The sequence below is a fragment of the Paenibacillus plantarum genome, assembly GCF_013141695.1.
Classification (GTDB): Bacteria; Bacillota; Bacilli; order Paenibacillales; family NBRC-103111; genus Paenibacillus_E; species Paenibacillus_E plantarum.
The window spans coordinates 44,646-64,119 of record NZ_WHNY01000092.1 but is presented as its reverse complement, the minus strand read 5'-3'; the positions used below and the strand labels follow the sequence as shown (position 1 = coordinate 64,119).

Genomic DNA, 19,474 nt, shown 5'->3' with positions numbered 1-19,474 from the left:
TGGGTGTGTAATGAGGCAATTCGAGTAAGTTGAGTGGGAGAGCGAGGACATTGGGTGAGCTAGTGGTGAGACGAGTCAAGTTAGGCGAAAAGTTCGAGTAACTCATGTTGAGGGAGCGGCGAAAGCAAAAAGGTTCAACACGGAAAATCGTGTTGAACCTTCAGCTCTACTTCACGCTCGGCGCCACCCGCCCAGCCACCCGCCCAGCCACCTTACCGGTGGCCGGGGTGTAGACGAGCGATTGCCCGATCAGCGCTTGCAGATCGTCAAGCGCGATCGTGACCTGCCCGTGCTCGCGCAGCACGGGCTCCCGCAGTCGGACGCGCGCGCCGTCGCCGCGCGTCGCGGTCTTGGCATTCACCTGCAGGGTGAATGCCTGTTGCCCGAGGCGGAGGCGCAGCTCTCCGCCATCCAACACAGCGCTGCCGCCGAGCTGCGCGGCGGCAACGGCGGCGTCCAGGCGCAGCGGCGCGCTGCCCGGCTGCGCCGTAACCCGGCGCTGGATCGAGCGCAGCAGCAGCTCCGGCGTGATGTTCGGGCTGCCCGCGTTGATCCGCGGGATCAACATGTGATCGGCGCTGCGCGTCGCCATCTCGGGCGAGATCGTGAAGGCGTAGCGGATGCCCGCCTTCTTCACTTGCTCCGTCGCCGCAGGCGACGTGATGCCGTACGGGTACGCCATCACGTCGAGCGGCTTGTTATCCGTGAGCGGTGCAAGCTTGCCGATGCAGGCCCCCGCATCCGAGAACACGCGCTGCTGGTAAGCATCCGCGTTCTCCCCATCAAGCCTGCCTACAAGCGCGGCTTCTCCACTCGGGAGCTTGTGGTGAAGGTTGTCCGTGTGGCAACCGATGTCGATGAAATTCGTCATATGCGTCATTTCGCTGATTTGCTCCTTGGACATCGACGGAATATAGGAGGCCAAGGGGTTGGCCAAATCCGTTGTGATGACGAAGTTGACAGCGGGTATGCGCAAGCTTTTGAGAATCGGATAAGCCCCTGTAAAAAAGCTTTGATACCCATCATCAAAAGTAACCAGCACCGCGTTCGATGGAACCGTTGCGCCTGCCAAGTACATTTTAAACTCATCTAATGAAATAAAATGATAGCCTTTGCTGAGCAGAGTTGTTAACTGATTCTGAAATAGGGCACTTGTGATTGTGCTTGAGCTCGTGTCAGTATCATGGATGTGATGATACATCAGAACGGCAACCTGATCTTGGTAGTAAATGGTCTCGGACCGTTCAGCCTGCAAGGGGGTTAGCAAAAGCGTAAGCCCCAGAAGACTAACGAGAATCGAAATCGCAATCCTTTTATACATGTCAGCGAATCTCCTTGTTTTGCTCACAAGAACGTCGAACTGATCCTATGAGGTATGGTATAATGGTTTATATTCTTTACGATTATGCGGGTAATTGAGAGGAGCTAGAAAGCGTTATGCAACATTTTTATCAAAGTGTGTATGATTTAATTGTAGAAACATCCACGAATCTTCCTGGTGATGTTCGTCGTGCGGTACAGGCTGCACAAATTAAAGAGGACAATGGCACGCGTTCCGCGTTGTCGCTATCCCGAATTGCTGATAACATTCATATGGCGGAAACGAATGTATCCCCGATTTGTCAGGATACAGGAATGCCAACGTTTATTATACACTGTCCAGTTGGGGCAAACCAAATTGTGATGAAGAAACATATCCTAGAAGCTGTTGCGAACGCAACGAAAGCTTCCAAACTTCGGACGAATTCCGTAGATTCGCTTACGGGTGCTAATAGCGGGGATAACCTCGGACCAGGAACACCAGTTATTCATTTTGAGCAATGGGAACAGGGCGATGTAGAAGTGAAGCTCATTCTCAAAGGCGGTGGCTGCGAGAACAAAAATATTCAATATAGCCTCCCAGCTGATCTGGAAGGTGTAGGCAAAGCAGGTCGTGACCTCGACGGGATTCGCAAGTGCGTTATGCACGCGGTGTATCAAGCACAAGGTCAAGGTTGCAGCGCAGGCTTTATCGGTGTTGGCATCGGCGGCGATCGGACAAGCGGTTACGAGCTGGCGAAGCATCAATTATTCCGTCATGTTGATGATGTAAACCCACATCCAGACCTTCGTAAGGTCGAAGAGTACGTAATGGAGCATGCGAACACACTTGGGATTGGTACGATGGGCTTCGGCGGTCAAGTCACTTTACTTGGTTGTAAAGTGGGCGTGATGAACCGTTTGCCAGCTAGCTTCTTCGTATCTGTGGCGTATAACTGTTGGGCGTTCCGTCGCCAAGGCGTGATTCTCAATGCTGAAACAGGCGAAATCAATGGCTGGTCTTATCCGAGAGGTGAAGAAGTGTCTTTCAAAGAGGCTTTCGAAGCAAGTCTTGAGGAAGCTAAAAATACACCACAAGAAGAGCGTCGCGAGATCGTGTTGACGACTCCGATTTCGGAAGAGCAAATTCGCAGCTTGAAGGTCGGTGACGTCGTTGTTATTAACGGGACGATGCACACTGGACGCGATGCTCTGCACAAATATTTGATGGATCACGATGCACCAATCGATCTGAATGGCGCAGCTATTTATCACTGCGGTCCGGTTATGGCCAAGGATGATGCGGGTGAGTGGCATGTGAAGGCGGCTGGGCCGACAACGAGTATTCGTGAGGAGCCTTACCAAGGCGATATTATTAAAAAGTTCGGTATTCGCGCGGTAATTGGTAAAGGCGGCATGGGGCCGAAAACGCTAGCGGCGTTGAAAGATCACGGCGGTGTATACTTGAATGCCATCGGTGGTGCTGCACAGTACTACGCACAATGTTTCAAAAAGGTTGAAGGCGTTGATTACATGGAATTCGGTATTCCAGAAGCGATGTGGCACTTAGAAACAGAAGGCTTCGCTGCGATCGTGACGATGGATTCACACGGCAACAGTCTACATGCAGATGTAGAGAAGAACTCGCTAGAAAAACTGGCAGCACTGAAAGAGCCCGTATTCAAATAAGTAATTCCTTGTGATTCGTGTTACTTTGACCTTTACAAAAAAAATACTGGATTAGCTGTAGAAATTAGGGTTACTATTTAGAGTAGCCCTTTTTCTATATGTTATAGACTACATCGGCACACAACCCTGTTGGAGGTTCATGCATCCATGACGAAATTTCGTGCAAAATTAACCCTGATTTTAATCTTATTAATCGGATGCTCGATGTTAATTGCCGGTATTTTCATGGCAAAGGTTCTCGAGAGTTCGCATGTGAATTCATTAAAAGAAAATATGGAGCGAGAGCTTCATGTGATTGCTTCTAGTGGTGTATGGGATTATCAGGGAACGGACGCTGAGTTGATTAAGTATTATACGGCGCAGGCCCATCGGCTCAAAGACGCAACAACGGAGCGATTGACGTATGTACGTGCTGACGGCAAAGTTCTCGGTGACTCTGACCAACTGCCAGAGCAGATGGACAATCATTTAACAAGACCGGAAATCGCGGCAGCCGCGAAGGATGGAATTGGATATATGACACGGTATAGTGACACGCTAAAGGAGAACATGCTGTATGCGGCTATTCCGGTAAAAAATGAAGCCAAAGTGACAACGGGGTATTTACGCATTTCATTGAGCTTAGCCCAAGTAGATAATTCCATCCGCAGTCTCTGGTATTTCCTTATTTCAGGACTAGCGATCCTCTTCGTCATTGCGGGCATTGTCAGCTATCGCATTGCCAAAGGGATTACACGACCGATCGAGCGAATGACGAAAGTAGCGCAGCAAATCACGAATTTGAATTATGAATCCCGTGTTCCTTCTTATCGGAATGATGAGGTGGGGCAGCTAGGGCAAGCGATTAATCGAATGTCCGAAAGCCTACAAGGGCAAATGGCGCGTATCCAAGAGAATGAACGCAGACTGCAAGGCGTCATGGAAAATATGATGAGTGGGATCATGATGATTGACCGTGAAGAGCGGATTATGCTGCTCAATCCTTCGGCAGAAGCTATTTTGGGCTTCTCTTCTCAAGAGCTTTTAGGGAAGAAATATAATGAAGCGAAGCAGCAATATGATTTTACCAAGATGATTCAAGAGTGCATTGAGCTTCAGGAACCGATTTCGGACGAGATGATGTTCTATTACCCAGCTGAGCGTATTCTGGATATTCATTTGAGTCCTATCGCACATGAGGATGAAGAATGGTCAGGCGTACTAATCGTGCTCCACGATATCACGGCAGTTCGCCGATTAGAGCGAATGCGCAGTGAATTCGTGGCGAATGTCTCCCATGAGCTGAAAACGCCGATTGCGGCAGTGAAAGGCTTTGCAGAGACGCTGCTGGCAGGAGCGTTGAACGATAAGGAAACGGCGGTATCGTTTCTGCAAATCATTTTTGATGAGAGTGAACGGTTGAACCGATTGATTGGGGATATTCTGGAGCTTTCGAAGATTGAATCGAAGCGGATTCCGATGAATTTCTCTCCTGTTTATTTACCTGAATTTGTAGATAGATCGCTTAGCGTATTGCGGAAAGAAGCCGAGAAGAAGCATATCGAGCTCAGCATGACGGTTGAAGATGATATGTATATTGAAGCGGATGAGGATCGGTTGCGACAAATCATTATCAATTTGCTGTCCAATGGCATTGCCTATACACAAGATGGCGGGAAAGTTAAACTTCGTGTAGAACCACTGGAAACCAATGCTGACGGGGATTATGAGCGACTGCGAATCATTGTTTCGGATACAGGGATGGGGATACCGAAGAAGGATTTGCCGCGTATATTTGAACGGTTTTATCGGGTGGATAAAGCGCGATCCCGAAGCTCAGGCGGTACCGGATTGGGGTTATCTATCGTTAAGCATCTAGTGGAAATGCACAAAGGAACGATTCGCGTTGAAAGTGAAGTAGGTGTAGGCACCAAATTTATTATTGAATTGCCTGTAATTCATTAAAATAGGTCAATAATAAGTTGCGGATTTACACCGCGATGACGAAGGCTTTACAATGCCTTTACATTTGTGTGATACACTGGGGTTGTGCAATGTTAATAAACTGTAAATGCGGGGGATCCCATGGCACAAAAGATACTAGTAATTGAAGATGAGCCGACATTGGCTCGGTTGTTATCTTATAATCTTTCGCAGGAAGGCTATGATACGAAGGTGATTGATCATGGTGGAGATGGCCTGCAGGAGGCGCTTCAGCAGTCGTATGATTTGATTATTTTGGACATTATGCTGCCTGGACTTAGTGGTTTTGAGGTATTGGCCAAGCTTAGGCAAAAAGGAAATCGAACGCCTGTCATTATCCTGACGGCTCGCAATGCAGAAGATGAAGTCGTGCAGGGTTTGAAGCATGGGGCTGATGATTATATCACAAAGCCATTTGGTGTGGCTGAGCTGCTTGCGCGTGTGGCTGCTGTCTTGCGACGTACACAATCGGATGAAGTGGCTGCGGATATCGCCAAATCGAATGAGAAAGTGATTCAGGCGGGTGAGCTTCGTATTTATCCAGAGAAATATGAAGTTGTGCTTAATGGCGAGTCGATTCCGCTCCGTCCGAAGGAGTTTGAGGTTCTGTTGTATCTGGTTCAGCGGCCAGGTGTTGTTGTTACGCGAGATGATCTCATGAATATCGTGTGGGGCTTCGACTATATCGGGGGCCAGCGTACGGTTGATGTGCATGTGAGCTCTCTGCGCAAGAAGCTGGAAATGAATCAGCAATCGGTTCAGATTGATTCGATTCGCGGCGTGGGGTACAAGCTTGTAGCCACGATGATTAAAAAGTAAGTAGCATGGATGCTGATTAGTCAGTGGCCGTGCTTTTTTTCTGTTCAGGTAGGGATGGGAGTACGCCAAGTCACGCCACCTAAAGCAGTAGATGGGTTTTATACAGTTAATTCTTGATGAATCCGGCTGAAATGAGGAATAAATGGATTTCATACAGGTAATTTTGGCTTATTATGCTGATATGAACAAAATGTCGAGATTTACCTACATGTTTTCCATCTAAATCACTTTTTCGAGGATTTCTCTTCGAAATAGCTGTATTTTTTCCAGTTAAGTGCTGTGTGTGGGCTGGGATATCGTGTTTCATGTAATGAGATAACACAATTGCATACAATATTCGCAAAATCGGGAATTTTATTAACGGGGGTATTGGGTATAATTAGTGTATACATACGAGTACTGTCATTATAAGAATGTGCAGGATCATTATAGAGGAGGAACATCATGTCAACGACGTATCGGATCGCGATTATTGGGTGTGGAGGGATTGCCAATGGCAAACACATGCCTAGTCTAAGCAAATTGGACAATGTAGAAATGGTAGCATTCTGCGATATCATTTCGGAGAAAGCGCAGGAAGCTGCTGCGAAGTATGGTAAGGGAGAAGCTCGCGTGTATGAAGATTATCGCGAGGTGTTGAAAGATAGCTCCATCGATATCGTACATGTGTGTACGCCAAATGATTCCCACGCGGAAATTACGATTGCTGCATTGGAAGCTGGCAAGCACGTTATGTCAGAGAAGCCTATGGCGAAAACAGCTGTTGATGCAAGACGTATGGTGGAAGCAGCTAAACGTACTGGCAAAAAGCTAACAGTTGGCTACAACAATCGCTTCCGTGGCGATAGCCAACATTTATATAAGATTTGTTCTGAAGGCGAGCTTGGCGAGATTTATTTCGCGAAGGCACATGCGATTCGTCGCCGCGCGGTACCTACATGGGGCGTATTCCTCGATGAAGAGAAACAAGGCGGAGGCCCGTTGATCGATATCGGAACGCATGCCTTGGATTTGACGTTGTGGATGATGAATAACTATGAGCCAGCGGTTGTTTTGGGGACTTCCTATCACAAACTATCTGGGCGTGAGAACGCGGCGAATGCATGGGGCCCTTGGGATCCGGCTAAGTTTACGGTGGAGGATTCCGCTTTTGGCATGATTACGATGAAAAATGGTGCAACGATTATTCTTGAATCGAGCTGGGCATTGAATACGCTTGAAGTCGATGAAGCGAAATGTACACTTTCTGGAACAGAAGGCGGCGCTGATATGAAAGGCGGCCTTCGCATTAACGGCGAGAAGCACAGTCGCTTGTTCACGACAGAAGTGGAATTGCAAGCGGGCGGAGTTGCTTTTTATGATGGAAAAGCAGAAGTTGCCTCAGATCTAGAAATGAGATTATGGATTCAAGCGATTGAGAACGACACCGATCCCGTTGTTACACCAGAGCAAGCTTGTGTGGTATCTGAGATTTTGGAAGCTATTTATGAGTCTGCGAAAACAGGTAAAGCTGTGTATTTCGACTAGTGTGATTCCTAATCCCCCCATGCCTGGGAAATAGTTAATGACATCAAAAATCCCTTCTTCCGATAGCGATTATCGGTTGGAGGGATTTTTTGTTGTTTTTCGATGTTCGCCGGGAGACGTGCCGGTGCGTTGTTTGAATATTTTAGAAAAATGATGCAAATCAGCAAAGCCACAATAATCGGAGATGGATTCAAGACTGTGCTCTGTATTAGTAAGTAATTCTTTGGCATGGTGTATGCGCATCTGCAATAAGTATTGGTGAGGCGAAGTACCGTAACGTTGCTTGAAGAGGAAACTGAACCTAGAAACAGATAAATTGGCGCGGTCCGCCATATCCTGTACAGAAAGGGGATCACTCAAATGATGAGAGAAATAAGAGGTGATCCAGTTTAGGGATGGCGTTGGTGAAGGAGCCTCGTGTTGATAGGGTTCTAATAGAGTTAGGATGATTTCTAGCATGACTTGCTGAGCTCTTAATTGGGTAAGCGGATTAGGCATATGGACAAGCTCTATGGTTTGCAGCAGTTTTTCTTTGAGAAGAATAGGGTTCTGTGGTTGAACGTGTACGGGAACGCGAATCTTGAACAGATCTTGAAGGGTTGGCTGCATCAGATGACTGTAGGCTGAAAGATCAATTTGCCCTGGTCGGGTGGGAAAGCTGTCTTCTCGTTCAGGATTATAGGCGATATCAAAGTGGAGAAAAGGCGTGACCGTGTTCGTTAGTCCTTCTAAGGAAAGCAGACTGCCTGGTTGAATGAGGCAGAATTGCCCCGCGTAAAACATATATTTCTGATGATCAACCCAGAAGCAGCAAGTACCTTCTTGGATGTAGACCAATAAATAGTCAAGGAGTCTACGCTCTGGAGAACTCCAGGGCTTGCGTACGGCAAAGTCACATTCTCTGATATAAGGGACAACAATTGGCGGAGAATCCAGTAATGGTTGCAGTATGAAAGCCCCCTTTCATAATATTCATAAGCATCTTTCGGATTGTAGGTGGTTGTACACTACTCTCTTATTTTAGTTCAGGAGGAGTGTTGAAATCCAGTTGTTTAATATCTTTGAACCGATTATCTCCGAGTTGGTGAAAACGTTGAACAACCAAGATAAAACGCTGGATAAACGGTGATACGTATGGGAAAGCGTTTTTCCAAATTGTGAATATATGTGTGAAAAGGTAACTGCCATTCAACGATATTCACCACAATTCAAAGAAAATACAATAGCCATATTGCCCGCAATACCTTAAAATAAGGAAACGGTTACTGTTTTAAAAGAAAATTGGAAGCGCATACAATTGGAGGGGATGCCAATGGGGGCTATGGCTAAATTTAAGAACAGCTATCTCGTCCGACTTCTAGTGTCTTACATTTTATTAGCCGTTGTGATTATTGGATTATTTGGGGGTATCCTCTATACGAGAGCGAACCAAATGATGGTCAAAGAAATGTCGCAAAGCAGCAACAGGAGCTTGGAAAGCATTCGAGATTTTACGGAGAAAGAATTCCTGCCCAAATTTGTTGACACCTATAAAACGATGGCTACGGTCATGCCAGAGATGTTGAAGGAAATTGCCTATTTGATCGATTATCCTTATCGGGATAACAGCTATATCATCCCTACATTTAACCAGCATCTAAAGCTGGCTTCTTTAGCCAATCCGGGCACGAAGAATATCACGTTTTATTTTCTCAAGGACGACATTATTATTGATACCAACTATTTCTACGAGTCACCTGACCGTTCCCCGGATCTTCCGTTTATCGAAGACATTCAGAATATCCCGGTACATCAATGGTTTTTCCGGATGTCTGGCGTGGACAATGAGCTAGAGGCAAAGCAGCACCGCGTGTTGACCTATGTCTCTACACTGCCGCAGCGGTCGGTCGGCGACCAGATTAAAGGGTATATGTACGTGGATGTCGATCTGGCTTACCTGGATAATACTTTGCAGAATATACTGGCTCCACAGTTGGAGACTCTGACGGTGCTCGGACCAGACCGACAACTGCTGCTTGGCAGGCTTCCGAACGATGAAGCGGCCCTGCAGGCGACATTAAATTATTCACAAGAAACGACATCGGGTTTCGAAGTCAAGGAGGGCAAGGATTATCGGGAAGTCGTTTCTTATTCGCCGCAATCGTATTCAACTGTTGGGTGGACGTACATAGTCAAGAAGCCGATGAATGCCTTTCTGCTGTCGGCAAATTCATTCAAGCGAGATATCATACAGGGCTGCATTGCACTTCTTGTTTTGGGTGTACTGATTTCTTTGATTATCTCGCAAAGGTTCTATTTGCCGGTGAAGAAGATTGTTGCTTACATCCGCAAACAACATGGGCAAATGCTATTTCAAACGAACAACGAGTATACGATGATCGATAGCGTGCTGCATACGCTGGATCGAAACCTGGTTTATCAAATGAAAACGAGGAGGCTCTACGACCTTCTCAACGGAAATCCGTACAAAACAACAGGAGTCCGGTTGATTCCTTCGGATGCAATCTGCATGGTGGCTGTAGTTCGGATGGAACATGGCTACAGTGAGGAGTTCAAGCGCTGCTATGAATGGTGGCCGAAGGCATTTTCATGTGACTATGACATCTTGAATGCCAAAGATTTAGCTTTCCTGCTCTATGTACGGAACGAGGAATTGAGCAGCATTGCCCAAGTACAGGCGCATTTTGCCGACTTCAAATCGGTGATTAACGACGAGCTAACATTCAGTGTAGGGATCGGTCACGTCGTCAGTGCGGAAGAGGGCATTCACCAATCCTATAAACAAGCTTTGCATGCGTTGAAATATACGTTTTTGTTTGGTGGCAGCCACATCATTACGTATGAGGAAATTGCCGAGCGCCAAAGCTTGCAGGACAAAATTCCGTATGATCAGTATCAGAATGCGCTGCGAGCTGCGGATACTGAGGCGCTTGAGCGGTTCATGGCTGAATTCGCGAGCGCTATCCATCGGGTGCCGCTTCAGGTGGAAGTGGTGGAATTCGAGCTGATGCAGCTCATTTCCCGATTGTCGCATGTGATCATCGATCTGAATTTGCACGAAGTCGCCATTTCCAGCTCGGACCTGCTTGATAATTTCCGTAAAACTACGATAGACGAAACGCTTGAATGGCTGCAAAGCATCAATCTCCGCATTGCCGAGTACTTGCGTTCGCGTACGATTAATCCGCATGCAGCGGTCATTCACCGGCTGAAGGCATTTATTGATGAGCATCTGGACGAGGACATTTCACTAGATACGTTATCACGGCAAGCTTCGTTGTCACCTTCCTACGTTTCGTCGTTATTCGGTGACATATTGTCGGTGTCCTTCTCTGAATATTTGACGAATGCCCGGATCGAGAGAGCAGCGGAGCTGCTTATCGGAGGAACGAGGTCAGTTACAGATATTTCAACTGCGGTCGGGTATCGTAACATCCAGTATTTTTGCCGTAAATTCAAGGAAATGTATGGTGTAACTCCGACGCAATATCGCAATTCACGAGGTGACGCTGCCGTATTACTGGCAACTAAAGCATAAGGATATCATTATTAGAAACAAGTGTGCCGAGGAATGGACTTTCGTTCCGCAGTTCACTTGTTTTTTTCGTCAGAAAGGCTGAAACCGGGGTGCATTATCTTTGTGAGTCGTTCATTCGAGAAATTATAAAGCGTTTTCAAAGAATGTAAACACAATTCAATAATATTGCAATTGTTGCAAGTGTTTTTTTTAGATACGATGCGAATGTGATTATACTTATGGGAAAAGGGGTTGAACAAAATGACTAGATTAAGAAAATGGTCTGCGGGATTATCACTTATTTTGACTGCCAGCGTCTTTGCCGGCTGCACATCGAGCCCGGCGGAAACCACTCCGAAGGGAGAGCCTACAGCATCTACGCCCGTTACGAAGGAAAGTCCGATGGAAATCTCATGGGCGGGCCTGTATCCCCCGAATGACAACAATTCAAAAGTACAGCAATATTTGGAGAAAAAGTTTAACGTGAAATTCAAGAATATGAAGTTTGATCGTTCCAATTGGGCCAGTCAATTTAATGTGAAGATAGCTGCGGGGGAGATTCCTGATTTCTTTATTTATGAAGGAGGCTTAACCGTACAAACCTTGCAAAAGCAGGGTGTGCTGGCCGAAATTAAGATCGAAGAGATCCAGAAATACATGCCGAAGTATACGAAATCCGTATTGGAGCTTGAACCCACGATTTGGACGGTCGGCAATGTCGAAGGTAAGAATTATGGTATTCCGCAAACCTTTCCTCCCGGTGCTACGCCATTCCTGCCGGCCTATAACGGCAAATGGCTGAAAGCTATTGGCTACAATGAACCGCCAAAAACGATTAAGGAATTTGAGGATGTTATGTATAAGTTCCGAAATAATGATCCAGACGGCAACGGGAAGAAAGATACGTATGGATTGAGTGCGAGAGGGAAGGACCAGAACGGCTTCTATTTCTTTAATTCCGTCTTCGGTGCATTCGGAGTCAATCCCTATCAATGGAATCCAGACAAGAACGGAAATTTGCAGTTCGGCATGATCACGGAAGAGTCGAGGCAAGCCTTTAAGCTGCTCAGCAAGTGGTATAAGGACGGGGTAATCGATCCGGAATTTGTGACGGAAGACGAACCTAAACGGAGACAAAACTGGGTTAACGGTCGTTACGGCTATCTCGACGGAGGCTTATGGTATCACTACTTACCGGGTATCGGAGCCTACAGCGGGGATTTTAAAATCAAAAATCCGGATTCCGACGTAGTTGTCGGACCGATTCTATCCGGCCCTAATGGACCGGGAGTTGGTTTGGCACAGGGGGTCAAGCAGCAGCCTTTCTCCATGGGGATTCAGGTGGAGAAGGACGAGAAGAAACGAATCAAGATCCTGCAAATATTGGAAGCGCTCAGTACGGATGACGAAGTTTATTTGTATGCTTCCTACGGTGAAAAAGGCGTGGATTGGGATATGAAAAATGGCGTCCCTGCGATGATCAATCCCGATTACAACGATGCTGCCAAACTTGGCGCATCCATAGGCGGCGGTTTTTTCTATTCGTTCTTCAAAACCAAATCTCCATTGATGGATAAGTATTCGTACAGCCAAGCAGAATTGGAGATGCGGGAGAAATGGACGAAGGGGCACAAAATTACAGTTAATCAATATCCACCTGATACGAAGACAAAGACGGAGCATCCGAACCTTGGTAAAATGCAGAGTGAATTTTTCCTCAAATTCATCCTCGGACAGGTTGATTTGGATAAAGGCTTCGACGATTTCGTCATGCAATGGAAAAAAGAAGGCGGCGACGATACGACTGAAGCCGCTAATATTGCCTACAAGGCTATGAAGAAGTAGTGACAAATTAGGTCATGCGGTTGCCGAAGCGTTATATAGGCCATCCTTCGGCAGCTTTCTCTTATTATTATGATGTAAAGGATGTGACCACGTTGGTGTCTACTACTGCAATAAATCCGGACACACCTTTAACCAAGGGTAAAGCTTCCAGAAACCGGTATCCGGTTTGGAATCAATACAAGAAATGTTCGTATTTGTTCCTCATGCTGCTTCCGGTTCTCATTTGGTACGTCATTTTCTGCTACGTCCCGATGTATGGCATCGTCCTCGCATTCAAAGACTTTAAGCCGGTACTCGGCATTTTCGATAGTCCATGGGTCGGATTTAAAAATTTTGAACTGCTATGGGATCCGTACAGCGGATTTGTCCCGGCGGTTAAAAATACGCTCATTATTAGTTTTTATCACATTGTCTTCGGTTTTCCGGCTCCGATCATTTTGGCGTTGTTATTTAACGAACTGAGGCTCCAAGTATTCAAGCGGGTTGCGCAAACGATTTCGTATCTTCCGCATTTTTTTTCATGGGTCGTCATGGCCGGCTTGTTGAATGTTATTCTTTCTCCTTCTACGGGAGCGGTCAATGTGATTATTCAGTGGATCGGCTTCGACCCCATCTATTTTCTCGGCGACAAAGAATGGTTCCGTTTCACGCTGATTACTTCCGGCATTTGGAAGGAGGTAGGGTGGGGAACGATTATATACTTGGCCGCGCTCGCTTCCGTGGATCCGCATTTGTATGAAGCTGCCGTGATGGATGGAGCAAGCCGCTGGAAGCAAATTTGGTACATTACGCTGCCGTCGCTGCTGCCTGTCATTTCGCTTCTGTTTATTTTGAGGATCGGTCATTTGCTGGATGGCGGCTTCGATCAAATTTTCAATTTGTACAATCCTGCGGTTACCGAGGTTTCGGATATTATTGACACGTTTGTCTATCGGGCAGGTTTGACTTCTATGCAATACAGCTTTGCTACTACGGTAGGTTTATTTAAAAATGTTATCGCTTTCATACTGATTTTAATAACGAACTATGTCATAAAGAAATCCGGTCAGGAAGGGTTAATCTAGCGATTCCCCGGTAGGGAGGGAGGTTATGTGATGTTAAGCAAAATGACTGTAGGCGAGAGGCTGTTTCAGCTCGTTCTCGTCGCGTTCATCTCCCTGATGTGCGCGGCTATGATGTATCCGTTTATTCACGTATTGGCACTTTCGCTTAGTTCGTATGAGGAATCGCTGCGCCCAGGTATTCATTTGTACCCGCGCGGATGGTCGCTTGATGCCTACAAACGTACTTTTGCTTCGGGAGACATCTTTATTGCCATGGGCAATTCCGTATTCCGAACGGTGGTTGGAACGGCTTTATCCATCTTTGCGATGGCTCTTGGGGCTTATCCTTTATCGAAAAAATACCTTCCGCACCGGGCTTTCTATACGACGTTCATCGTGTTCACGATGTTTTTCAGCGGCGGACTCATTCCTTCTTATTTGCTGATCAAAGCACTCGGATTGATGGATTCCAGATGGGTCCTGATCATTCCTACGTTATTCAGCACGTTTACGATGTTCATTATGCGCAATTTTTTCATGAGCATTCCGGCGGAATTAGAGGAATCAGCGCGAATGGATGGTGCGAACGATGTTCGCATTCTGCTTACGATTATTATGCCATTGTCGAAGCCGATACTCGCAACGGTGGCGCTGTGGACAGCAGTTGCTCACTGGAACGCGTGGTTCGATGCCCTACTCTATATAAGCGACCATTATAAAATGGTGCTGCAGCTGTATCTGCGCAAATTGATCATCGAAAACCAGGAACAGGCGATGCAAACCATCATGCTGCAGACGACTGGGGATTCCCGGCCTACGCCAGAGACCATTAAGGCTGCCGTATTGATGATTGCCACGGTGCCGATCGTTATCGTCTATCCTTTTCTACAAAAATATTTCGTCAAGGGTATCATGGTCGGTTCCTTGAAAGGGTGATCTGGTCAAGAGCTGAGGACAGGAGATGTGAGCTATGCATAAAGACAGCAACCGAACGTTTTACGTCGCACTTGATGGGAGTGACCGTAATCCGGGAACACAGGAAGAACCGCTTTCCACGCTGGAAGGGGCGAGAAATGCGATCCGTCAGATGATCAACGAGTCGGGATTGCCGGCTGACGGGGTTATCGTCTATATGCGCGAAGGCGCTTACCGGCTCACCGAGACGTTCCGTCTGGAGGCACAGGATTCGGGCACAGTGGATCGGCCGATTGTGTATACGTCGTTTCCCGGTGAGGAGGTACGTTTCGTCGGTGGAGTAGACCTCCCGGCAAACAGGTTCGGCCCGGTGACAGAATCGGCGATTAACAACCGTCTCAAGGAGCGGGCACGCGACCATGTTTTGCAAATTGATTTGAAAGCGTTAGGAATTACCGATTACGGGAAAATCGTGCCAGGCGGCTTCCGTATATCGAAAGACGTCACGGAGGCAACGCCGGAGCTTTTTTTTGCAGGGAAAACGATGATGCTTGCGCGTTACCCGAATGACAATTACGTCAAAATTGCCGGGGTCGTCGACCCGGGCGGCAACCCGCGCGAATTTGAGTTGGATGAAGCTAAGATGGCGGAGGAAAACGTCAAAGGCGCAAAGTTCGAGTATGCTGATCCGCGGCCGGGAACTTGGCTCAACACTGGTGATGTATGGATGTATGGCTATTGGTACTGGGATTGGGCCGACGGTAATTTACGCATCCAGTCGATCGACATCGCCAATAAGCGAATTCTGACGGAAACGGCAAGCTTTTATTCGATTCGCTCCGGTCAGCGGTATTTTTACTACAACGTGTTGGAAGAGCTCGACTCACCGGGTGAATGGTATTTGGATCGTGATACAGGCATTCTCTATTTGTATCCGCCATCTCCTATTACGGAGGGCAGCGTTCAGCTTTCCTTATTGAAAGATCCGATGGTACATCTGGATGGCGCATCCCATGTCAGCTTCAGTAAGCTAACGTTCGAGGTTAGTCGTGGCAGCGGAATTCACATCGTGGGTGGCTCGCATAATGTGATTGCTGGGTGCACAATGCGGCGATTGGCCGGCTTTGCCGTTATTGTAGGCGAAAACACAACAACGGGGACGAATGCAGGGACGCATCATGGCATCGTCAGCTGCAACATATGTGATACCGGAATCGGCGGAATCAGCCTGGGCGGAGGTGACCGACAAACGTTGACGCCTGGCGGCAACTACGCCCGGAACAACGACATTTCCAACTATAGCCGGTTGAAACTGACCTACAGCGCGGCTGTACAGCTGAATGGAGTCGGCAATATCGCGGCTAATAATTACATCCACGATGCGCCTCATGTCGGCATACTGATTTACGGAAACGAGCATGTAGTGGAGTATAACGAGATTTATAACGTCTTAATGGAAACGGGTGATGCTGGTGCCATCTACATGGGCCGCGATTGGACGGAACAAGGCAATGTGATCCGCTACAATTACATCCATAAGATTTATAACGACGCGTCGGAACTGCATATTGGCATTTATCTTGACGACATGGCTTCAGGTACGACGATCTACGGAAATATTTTGCATGATATTGATTTGGCTGTGATGATCGGCGGCGGTCGGAACAATGCTATGGTGAACAACCTGATCCTCAGCTGCCAAAGATCGCTGCAGTTGGATGATAGGGCCATGCCCGACTGTTGGGCTGCCTATCATGTGGAGGAAGGGCAGGTTATGCAGCGGCGGCTGCAGGCGATGCCTTATAACGAAGAGTCGTGGCGCACCAAGTATCCGAGTTTGCTTACAATCTGGCAGGACGCCCCGGGTTCTCCGAAATATAACAACATTTCTCGAAATGTGCTTTGTCGAACCGGAACGACCTCTTATGGTCAACAATCGCTTCATGAAGATACGATGGCGATCGTCCCGACAGCTAGGGAGTTCGGTACGATTGAACACAATTGGGTAACGGATACGGATTTGCTTTTTGCCGATGAAAACAGCGGCAACTTTTCTTTACAGGACGATTCACCAGTTTTCAGCGAGGTACCCGGATTTGAGGCCATACCGTTCGAGCGAATTGGTTTGTACAGGGATGAATATCGCAGGAAGGGGGAGCGTCTATGACGGAACAAACGTCGAAAGCATGGATGGAAGAGGCTTGGCAGCGGGTGGTCGCCAAGGTCGGACGTACGAGCGTACGCATAGGCGACAGCTTTCCATATGTATCGATCAATGGCAGATACAATGCGGAACCATGCGACTGGTGGACGAACGGTTTTTGGCCGGGACTGCTGTGGCTTCTGTACCGAGAAACCGGGGAAGCGCGTTTACAAGCTTTGGCCGAATTCTGTGAGGCGAAGCTCGATGAACCGCTGCAGGCTTACGAGCCGTTGCATCACGACGTCGGTTTCATGTGGAGTTTATCGGCGGTCGCCAACTACAAACTCACCGGAAATACTTTGTCGAAACGGCGTGCCTTGACAGCAGCCAGCCATTTGATGGGACGCTACAATGCTCGGGGGCACTTTCTGCGTGCTTGGAACGGGGGTGACCAGCAGGGTTGGGCGATTATCGACTGCATGATGAACCTGCCGCTGCTTTATTGGGCGAGCGAGACGACGCAGGATCCACGGTTTCGCCACGTAGCGGTGGAGCACGCGAATATGGCACTCAAGGAGTTTGTCCGCGAGGACGGCTCCGTCTATCATATCGTCTGCTTCGATCCAGAAACGGGTGAGCGGCTCGAGGCAAGAGGAGGGCAGGGATATGCCGCGGATTCCGGCTGGTCCCGAGGTACAGCTTGGGCAATTTACGGCTTCACACTCAGCTACAAGTATACGGGTGACCTGCAGTATTTGCAGGCGGCTAAGAAGATAGCACATTATTTTCTTGCTAATCTTGCCGAAGACTGTGTTCCGAACTGGGATTTCCGTGCTCCTCTCGAGGAAAATATGGCCAAAGATTCAACGGCTTCGGCCTGTGCGGCAAGCGGACTTCTGGAGCTGAGCCGGCTTGTGCCCGCAGCCGAGGCAGAGCTGTATGCGTCGGCCGGTGCTAAGATTGTTCAAACGCTGTACGAGAGGTATGGCGCATGGGACTGTGATGACGAGGAGGCGTTAATCGTCATGGGTACGGCCAATCGACCGCGTCAGACTTATGTGAACGTGCCGATCATTTACGGCGATTATTTTTTCACCGAAGCGCTACTGAAGCTGCGCGAACGGACGGAATTGTTTTGGTGACGGGTGCTGGAGCACCATTGATAATCGATACGCACGTTCATTTATGGCGCCCGGACAGAGGAGATTATGGCTGGTTGAAGCCAGAGAACCCTGTCCTGTACCGTGATTATTTACCGCAGCATGTGCAGCCGGAGCTTGCTCGAAAGGGCGTAACTGCCGTTGTTGCCGTACAGGCGGCCGCAACAGTTGCGGAGACCGAATACTTGCTGACGCTGGGGGATCATTTCGGATGGATCGCCGGTGTCGTCGGCTGGTTGGACGTCGCTTCAGGCGATTTCGTCAAACAGTATGAACGATTGCGACGCAACCCGCGATTTGTCGGCATCCGCGTGAACGGCAGCACTTTCGCAGCCATACAGGACGGGGAGCCGCTCAGCCAACTGAGCCGCAATTTGCGGCACATGGCCGACGACGGCTTCCCTGTCGACCTGCTCCTGCGTCTGGGTGAGATGCCGTCCGTCATCAAGCTGCTTCGCGAGGTGCCGCACCTAAAAGCGGCGGTGAACCACTTGGGAGTTCCCCCTGTGCTGGATCAATCGCCGAAGGATTGCGAGGCGTGGAACAGCCTGATGCGAGAGCTGGCCGAGTATGCTGGCGTCGTCTGCAAGCTGTCCGGCATGATCACGCAATCGCGCGGATACGATGTCCGCTTGTGGCGTCCATACGTTGAACAACTCGTGGCGGCGTTCGGGCCGCAGCGTCTCCTGTTCGGCAGCGATTGGCCGGTTTGCTTGCAAGCCGGCGGATACGACGAAGTCATGCGGTTGTTTCACGAGGTGCTTCGTGGACTTCTGGACGAATCCGCTTTGGCGAGAATTTGCGGTGATAACGCTGTGTCCTTTTACCAGCTTCAGGCTGTCGGTTTGCCTGGTCTTGGAGGTGATTTCAAATGAACATATCGTTGAAACGTTCTTTATATATGTCGCAATTGAAACAGGGGACGCTCGAATCATTTCGGAAGTTCTTGCAATCCGACGCCCCGGCGTTTGTGGTACGGATGCGGAAACGGAACTTCATCACATTTTCCCTGTTTAGTTGGCAGCATCAGCTTTTTCTATATACGGAAGCGCCATCCGAAGACTGGGAATTTCAATGGCCCGAGGCATACACAGCGTGGTTGGAAACGTGGCCGGACTGGTCGGGTTATGCCAGAGCACGCAATCTAGTGCCGCTGATGGACGTTTTCCACGACAATCGGCCTGATGATACAGCGGGATGGCGAGGTGTTCACTCTCCGCAGCAAAGGATTGGCAAGCTGGCCAGGTTGAAGCCTGAGAGGTACAGCAGCTATGTTTTTTACCACTTTCAGAAGCAGGAAGAGGAGCCGGGAAGCTTTAATGATCGTTATATCATTGGCGCTTACGAAAATTTACTTTTCTCATATCATGAGCTTCCCGCGATTGTCAGCGAGGCTCCTACAGGTTTGCTGCAAACGAATAATTCCCCCGAGGATTGGCATGGCGTTATGCACCCGCATTTTGACCCGTGGACCGACACGGAGGAAGAAGGAGAAAAGTTATGGCGGAGCCTGGAAGAACTGCTCAGTTACTAATTACTTGAACATCACAAGGAG

14 protein-coding genes are annotated in these 19,474 nt (G+C 48.3%); 12 read left to right on the top strand and 2 right to left on the bottom strand.

What is annotated here, in order from left to right:
- Positions 1–166: 166 nt before the first annotated feature.
- Positions 167–1,321: a polysaccharide deacetylase family protein gene (locus GC096_RS36410; protein ID WP_171637858.1), complete on the bottom strand. Its 1,155-nt coding sequence runs from the start codon at positions 1,319–1,321 to the stop codon at positions 167–169.
- A 116-nt stretch (positions 1,322–1,437) separates the two neighbouring features.
- Between GC096_RS36410 and GC096_RS36405 the strand changes: the two genes are divergently transcribed.
- The 4 genes from GC096_RS36405 to GC096_RS36390 all read left to right on the top strand — a co-directional run bounded on the left by GC096_RS36405 (position 1,438) and on the right by GC096_RS36390 (position 7,296).
- The gene (locus tag GC096_RS36405) at positions 1,438–2,988 is read left to right on the top strand and encodes a fumarate hydratase (RefSeq protein WP_171637857.1); all 1,551 of its coding nucleotides are present in this window, start codon (positions 1,438–1,440) and stop codon (positions 2,986–2,988) included.
- Between the two features lie 147 nt (positions 2,989–3,135).
- Complete coding sequence (gene pnpS, locus GC096_RS36400; protein WP_171637855.1) at positions 3,136–4,932, top strand: two-component system histidine kinase PnpS; 1,797 nt, start codon at positions 3,136–3,138, stop codon at positions 4,930–4,932.
- Positions 4,933–5,052: 120 nt separating this feature from the next.
- A complete protein-coding gene (locus GC096_RS36395; RefSeq protein ID WP_171637853.1) occupies positions 5,053–5,769 on the top strand; it encodes a response regulator transcription factor in 717 nt (238 codons plus the stop codon).
- Between the two features lie 444 nt (positions 5,770–6,213).
- A complete protein-coding gene (locus tag GC096_RS36390; protein ID WP_171637851.1) occupies positions 6,214–7,296 on the top strand; it encodes a Gfo/Idh/MocA family protein in 1,083 nt (360 codons plus the stop codon).
- A gap of 69 nt (positions 7,297–7,365) precedes the next feature.
- Here GC096_RS36390 and GC096_RS36385 read toward each other — a convergent pair whose 3' ends face one another.
- Positions 7,366–8,202 carry a helix-turn-helix domain-containing protein gene (locus tag GC096_RS36385; protein WP_312886422.1) on the bottom strand — a complete coding sequence of 279 codons (837 nt, stop codon included), beginning with the start codon at positions 8,200–8,202 and terminating at the stop codon, positions 7,366–7,368.
- Positions 8,203–8,608: 406 nt separating this feature from the next.
- Between GC096_RS36385 and GC096_RS36380 the strand changes: the two genes are divergently transcribed.
- The 8 genes from GC096_RS36380 (at position 8,609) to GC096_RS36345 (ending at position 19,453) form a co-directional block, all read left to right on the top strand.
- Positions 8,609–10,834: a helix-turn-helix domain-containing protein gene (locus GC096_RS36380; protein WP_171637849.1), complete on the top strand. Its 2,226-nt coding sequence runs from the start codon at positions 8,609–8,611 to the stop codon at positions 10,832–10,834.
- Between the two features lie 240 nt (positions 10,835–11,074).
- The gene (locus GC096_RS36375; RefSeq protein WP_171637847.1) at positions 11,075–12,658 is read left to right on the top strand and encodes a type 2 periplasmic-binding domain-containing protein; all 1,584 of its coding nucleotides are present in this window, start codon (positions 11,075–11,077) and stop codon (positions 12,656–12,658) included.
- Positions 12,659–12,753: 95 nt separating this feature from the next.
- Positions 12,754–13,722: an ABC transporter permease gene (locus tag GC096_RS36370; protein WP_312886419.1), complete on the top strand. Its 969-nt coding sequence runs from the start codon at positions 12,754–12,756 to the stop codon at positions 13,720–13,722.
- Between the two features lie 30 nt (positions 13,723–13,752).
- The gene (locus GC096_RS36365) at positions 13,753–14,637 is read left to right on the top strand and encodes a carbohydrate ABC transporter permease (RefSeq protein WP_171637844.1); all 885 of its coding nucleotides are present in this window, start codon (positions 13,753–13,755) and stop codon (positions 14,635–14,637) included.
- Between the two features lie 34 nt (positions 14,638–14,671).
- The gene (locus GC096_RS36360) at positions 14,672–16,783 is read left to right on the top strand and encodes a right-handed parallel beta-helix repeat-containing protein (protein WP_171637842.1); all 2,112 of its coding nucleotides are present in this window, start codon (positions 14,672–14,674) and stop codon (positions 16,781–16,783) included.
- Positions 16,780–17,901 carry a glycoside hydrolase family 88 protein gene (locus GC096_RS36355; RefSeq protein WP_171637840.1) on the top strand — a complete coding sequence of 374 codons (1,122 nt, stop codon included), beginning with the start codon at positions 16,780–16,782 and terminating at the stop codon, positions 17,899–17,901. Before GC096_RS36360 ends, GC096_RS36355 begins: the two co-directional genes overlap by 4 nt.
- Positions 17,898–18,794, top strand: a complete 897-nt coding sequence (locus tag GC096_RS36350; RefSeq protein ID WP_312886421.1) for an amidohydrolase family protein — start codon at positions 17,898–17,900, stop codon at positions 18,792–18,794. The genes GC096_RS36355 and GC096_RS36350 overlap by 4 nt, the downstream gene beginning before the upstream one ends.
- Positions 18,791–19,453 carry a hypothetical protein gene (locus GC096_RS36345; RefSeq protein WP_171637836.1) on the top strand — a complete coding sequence of 221 codons (663 nt, stop codon included), beginning with the start codon at positions 18,791–18,793 and terminating at the stop codon, positions 19,451–19,453. Before GC096_RS36350 ends, GC096_RS36345 begins: the two co-directional genes overlap by 4 nt.
- Positions 19,454–19,474 lie beyond the last annotated feature (21 nt).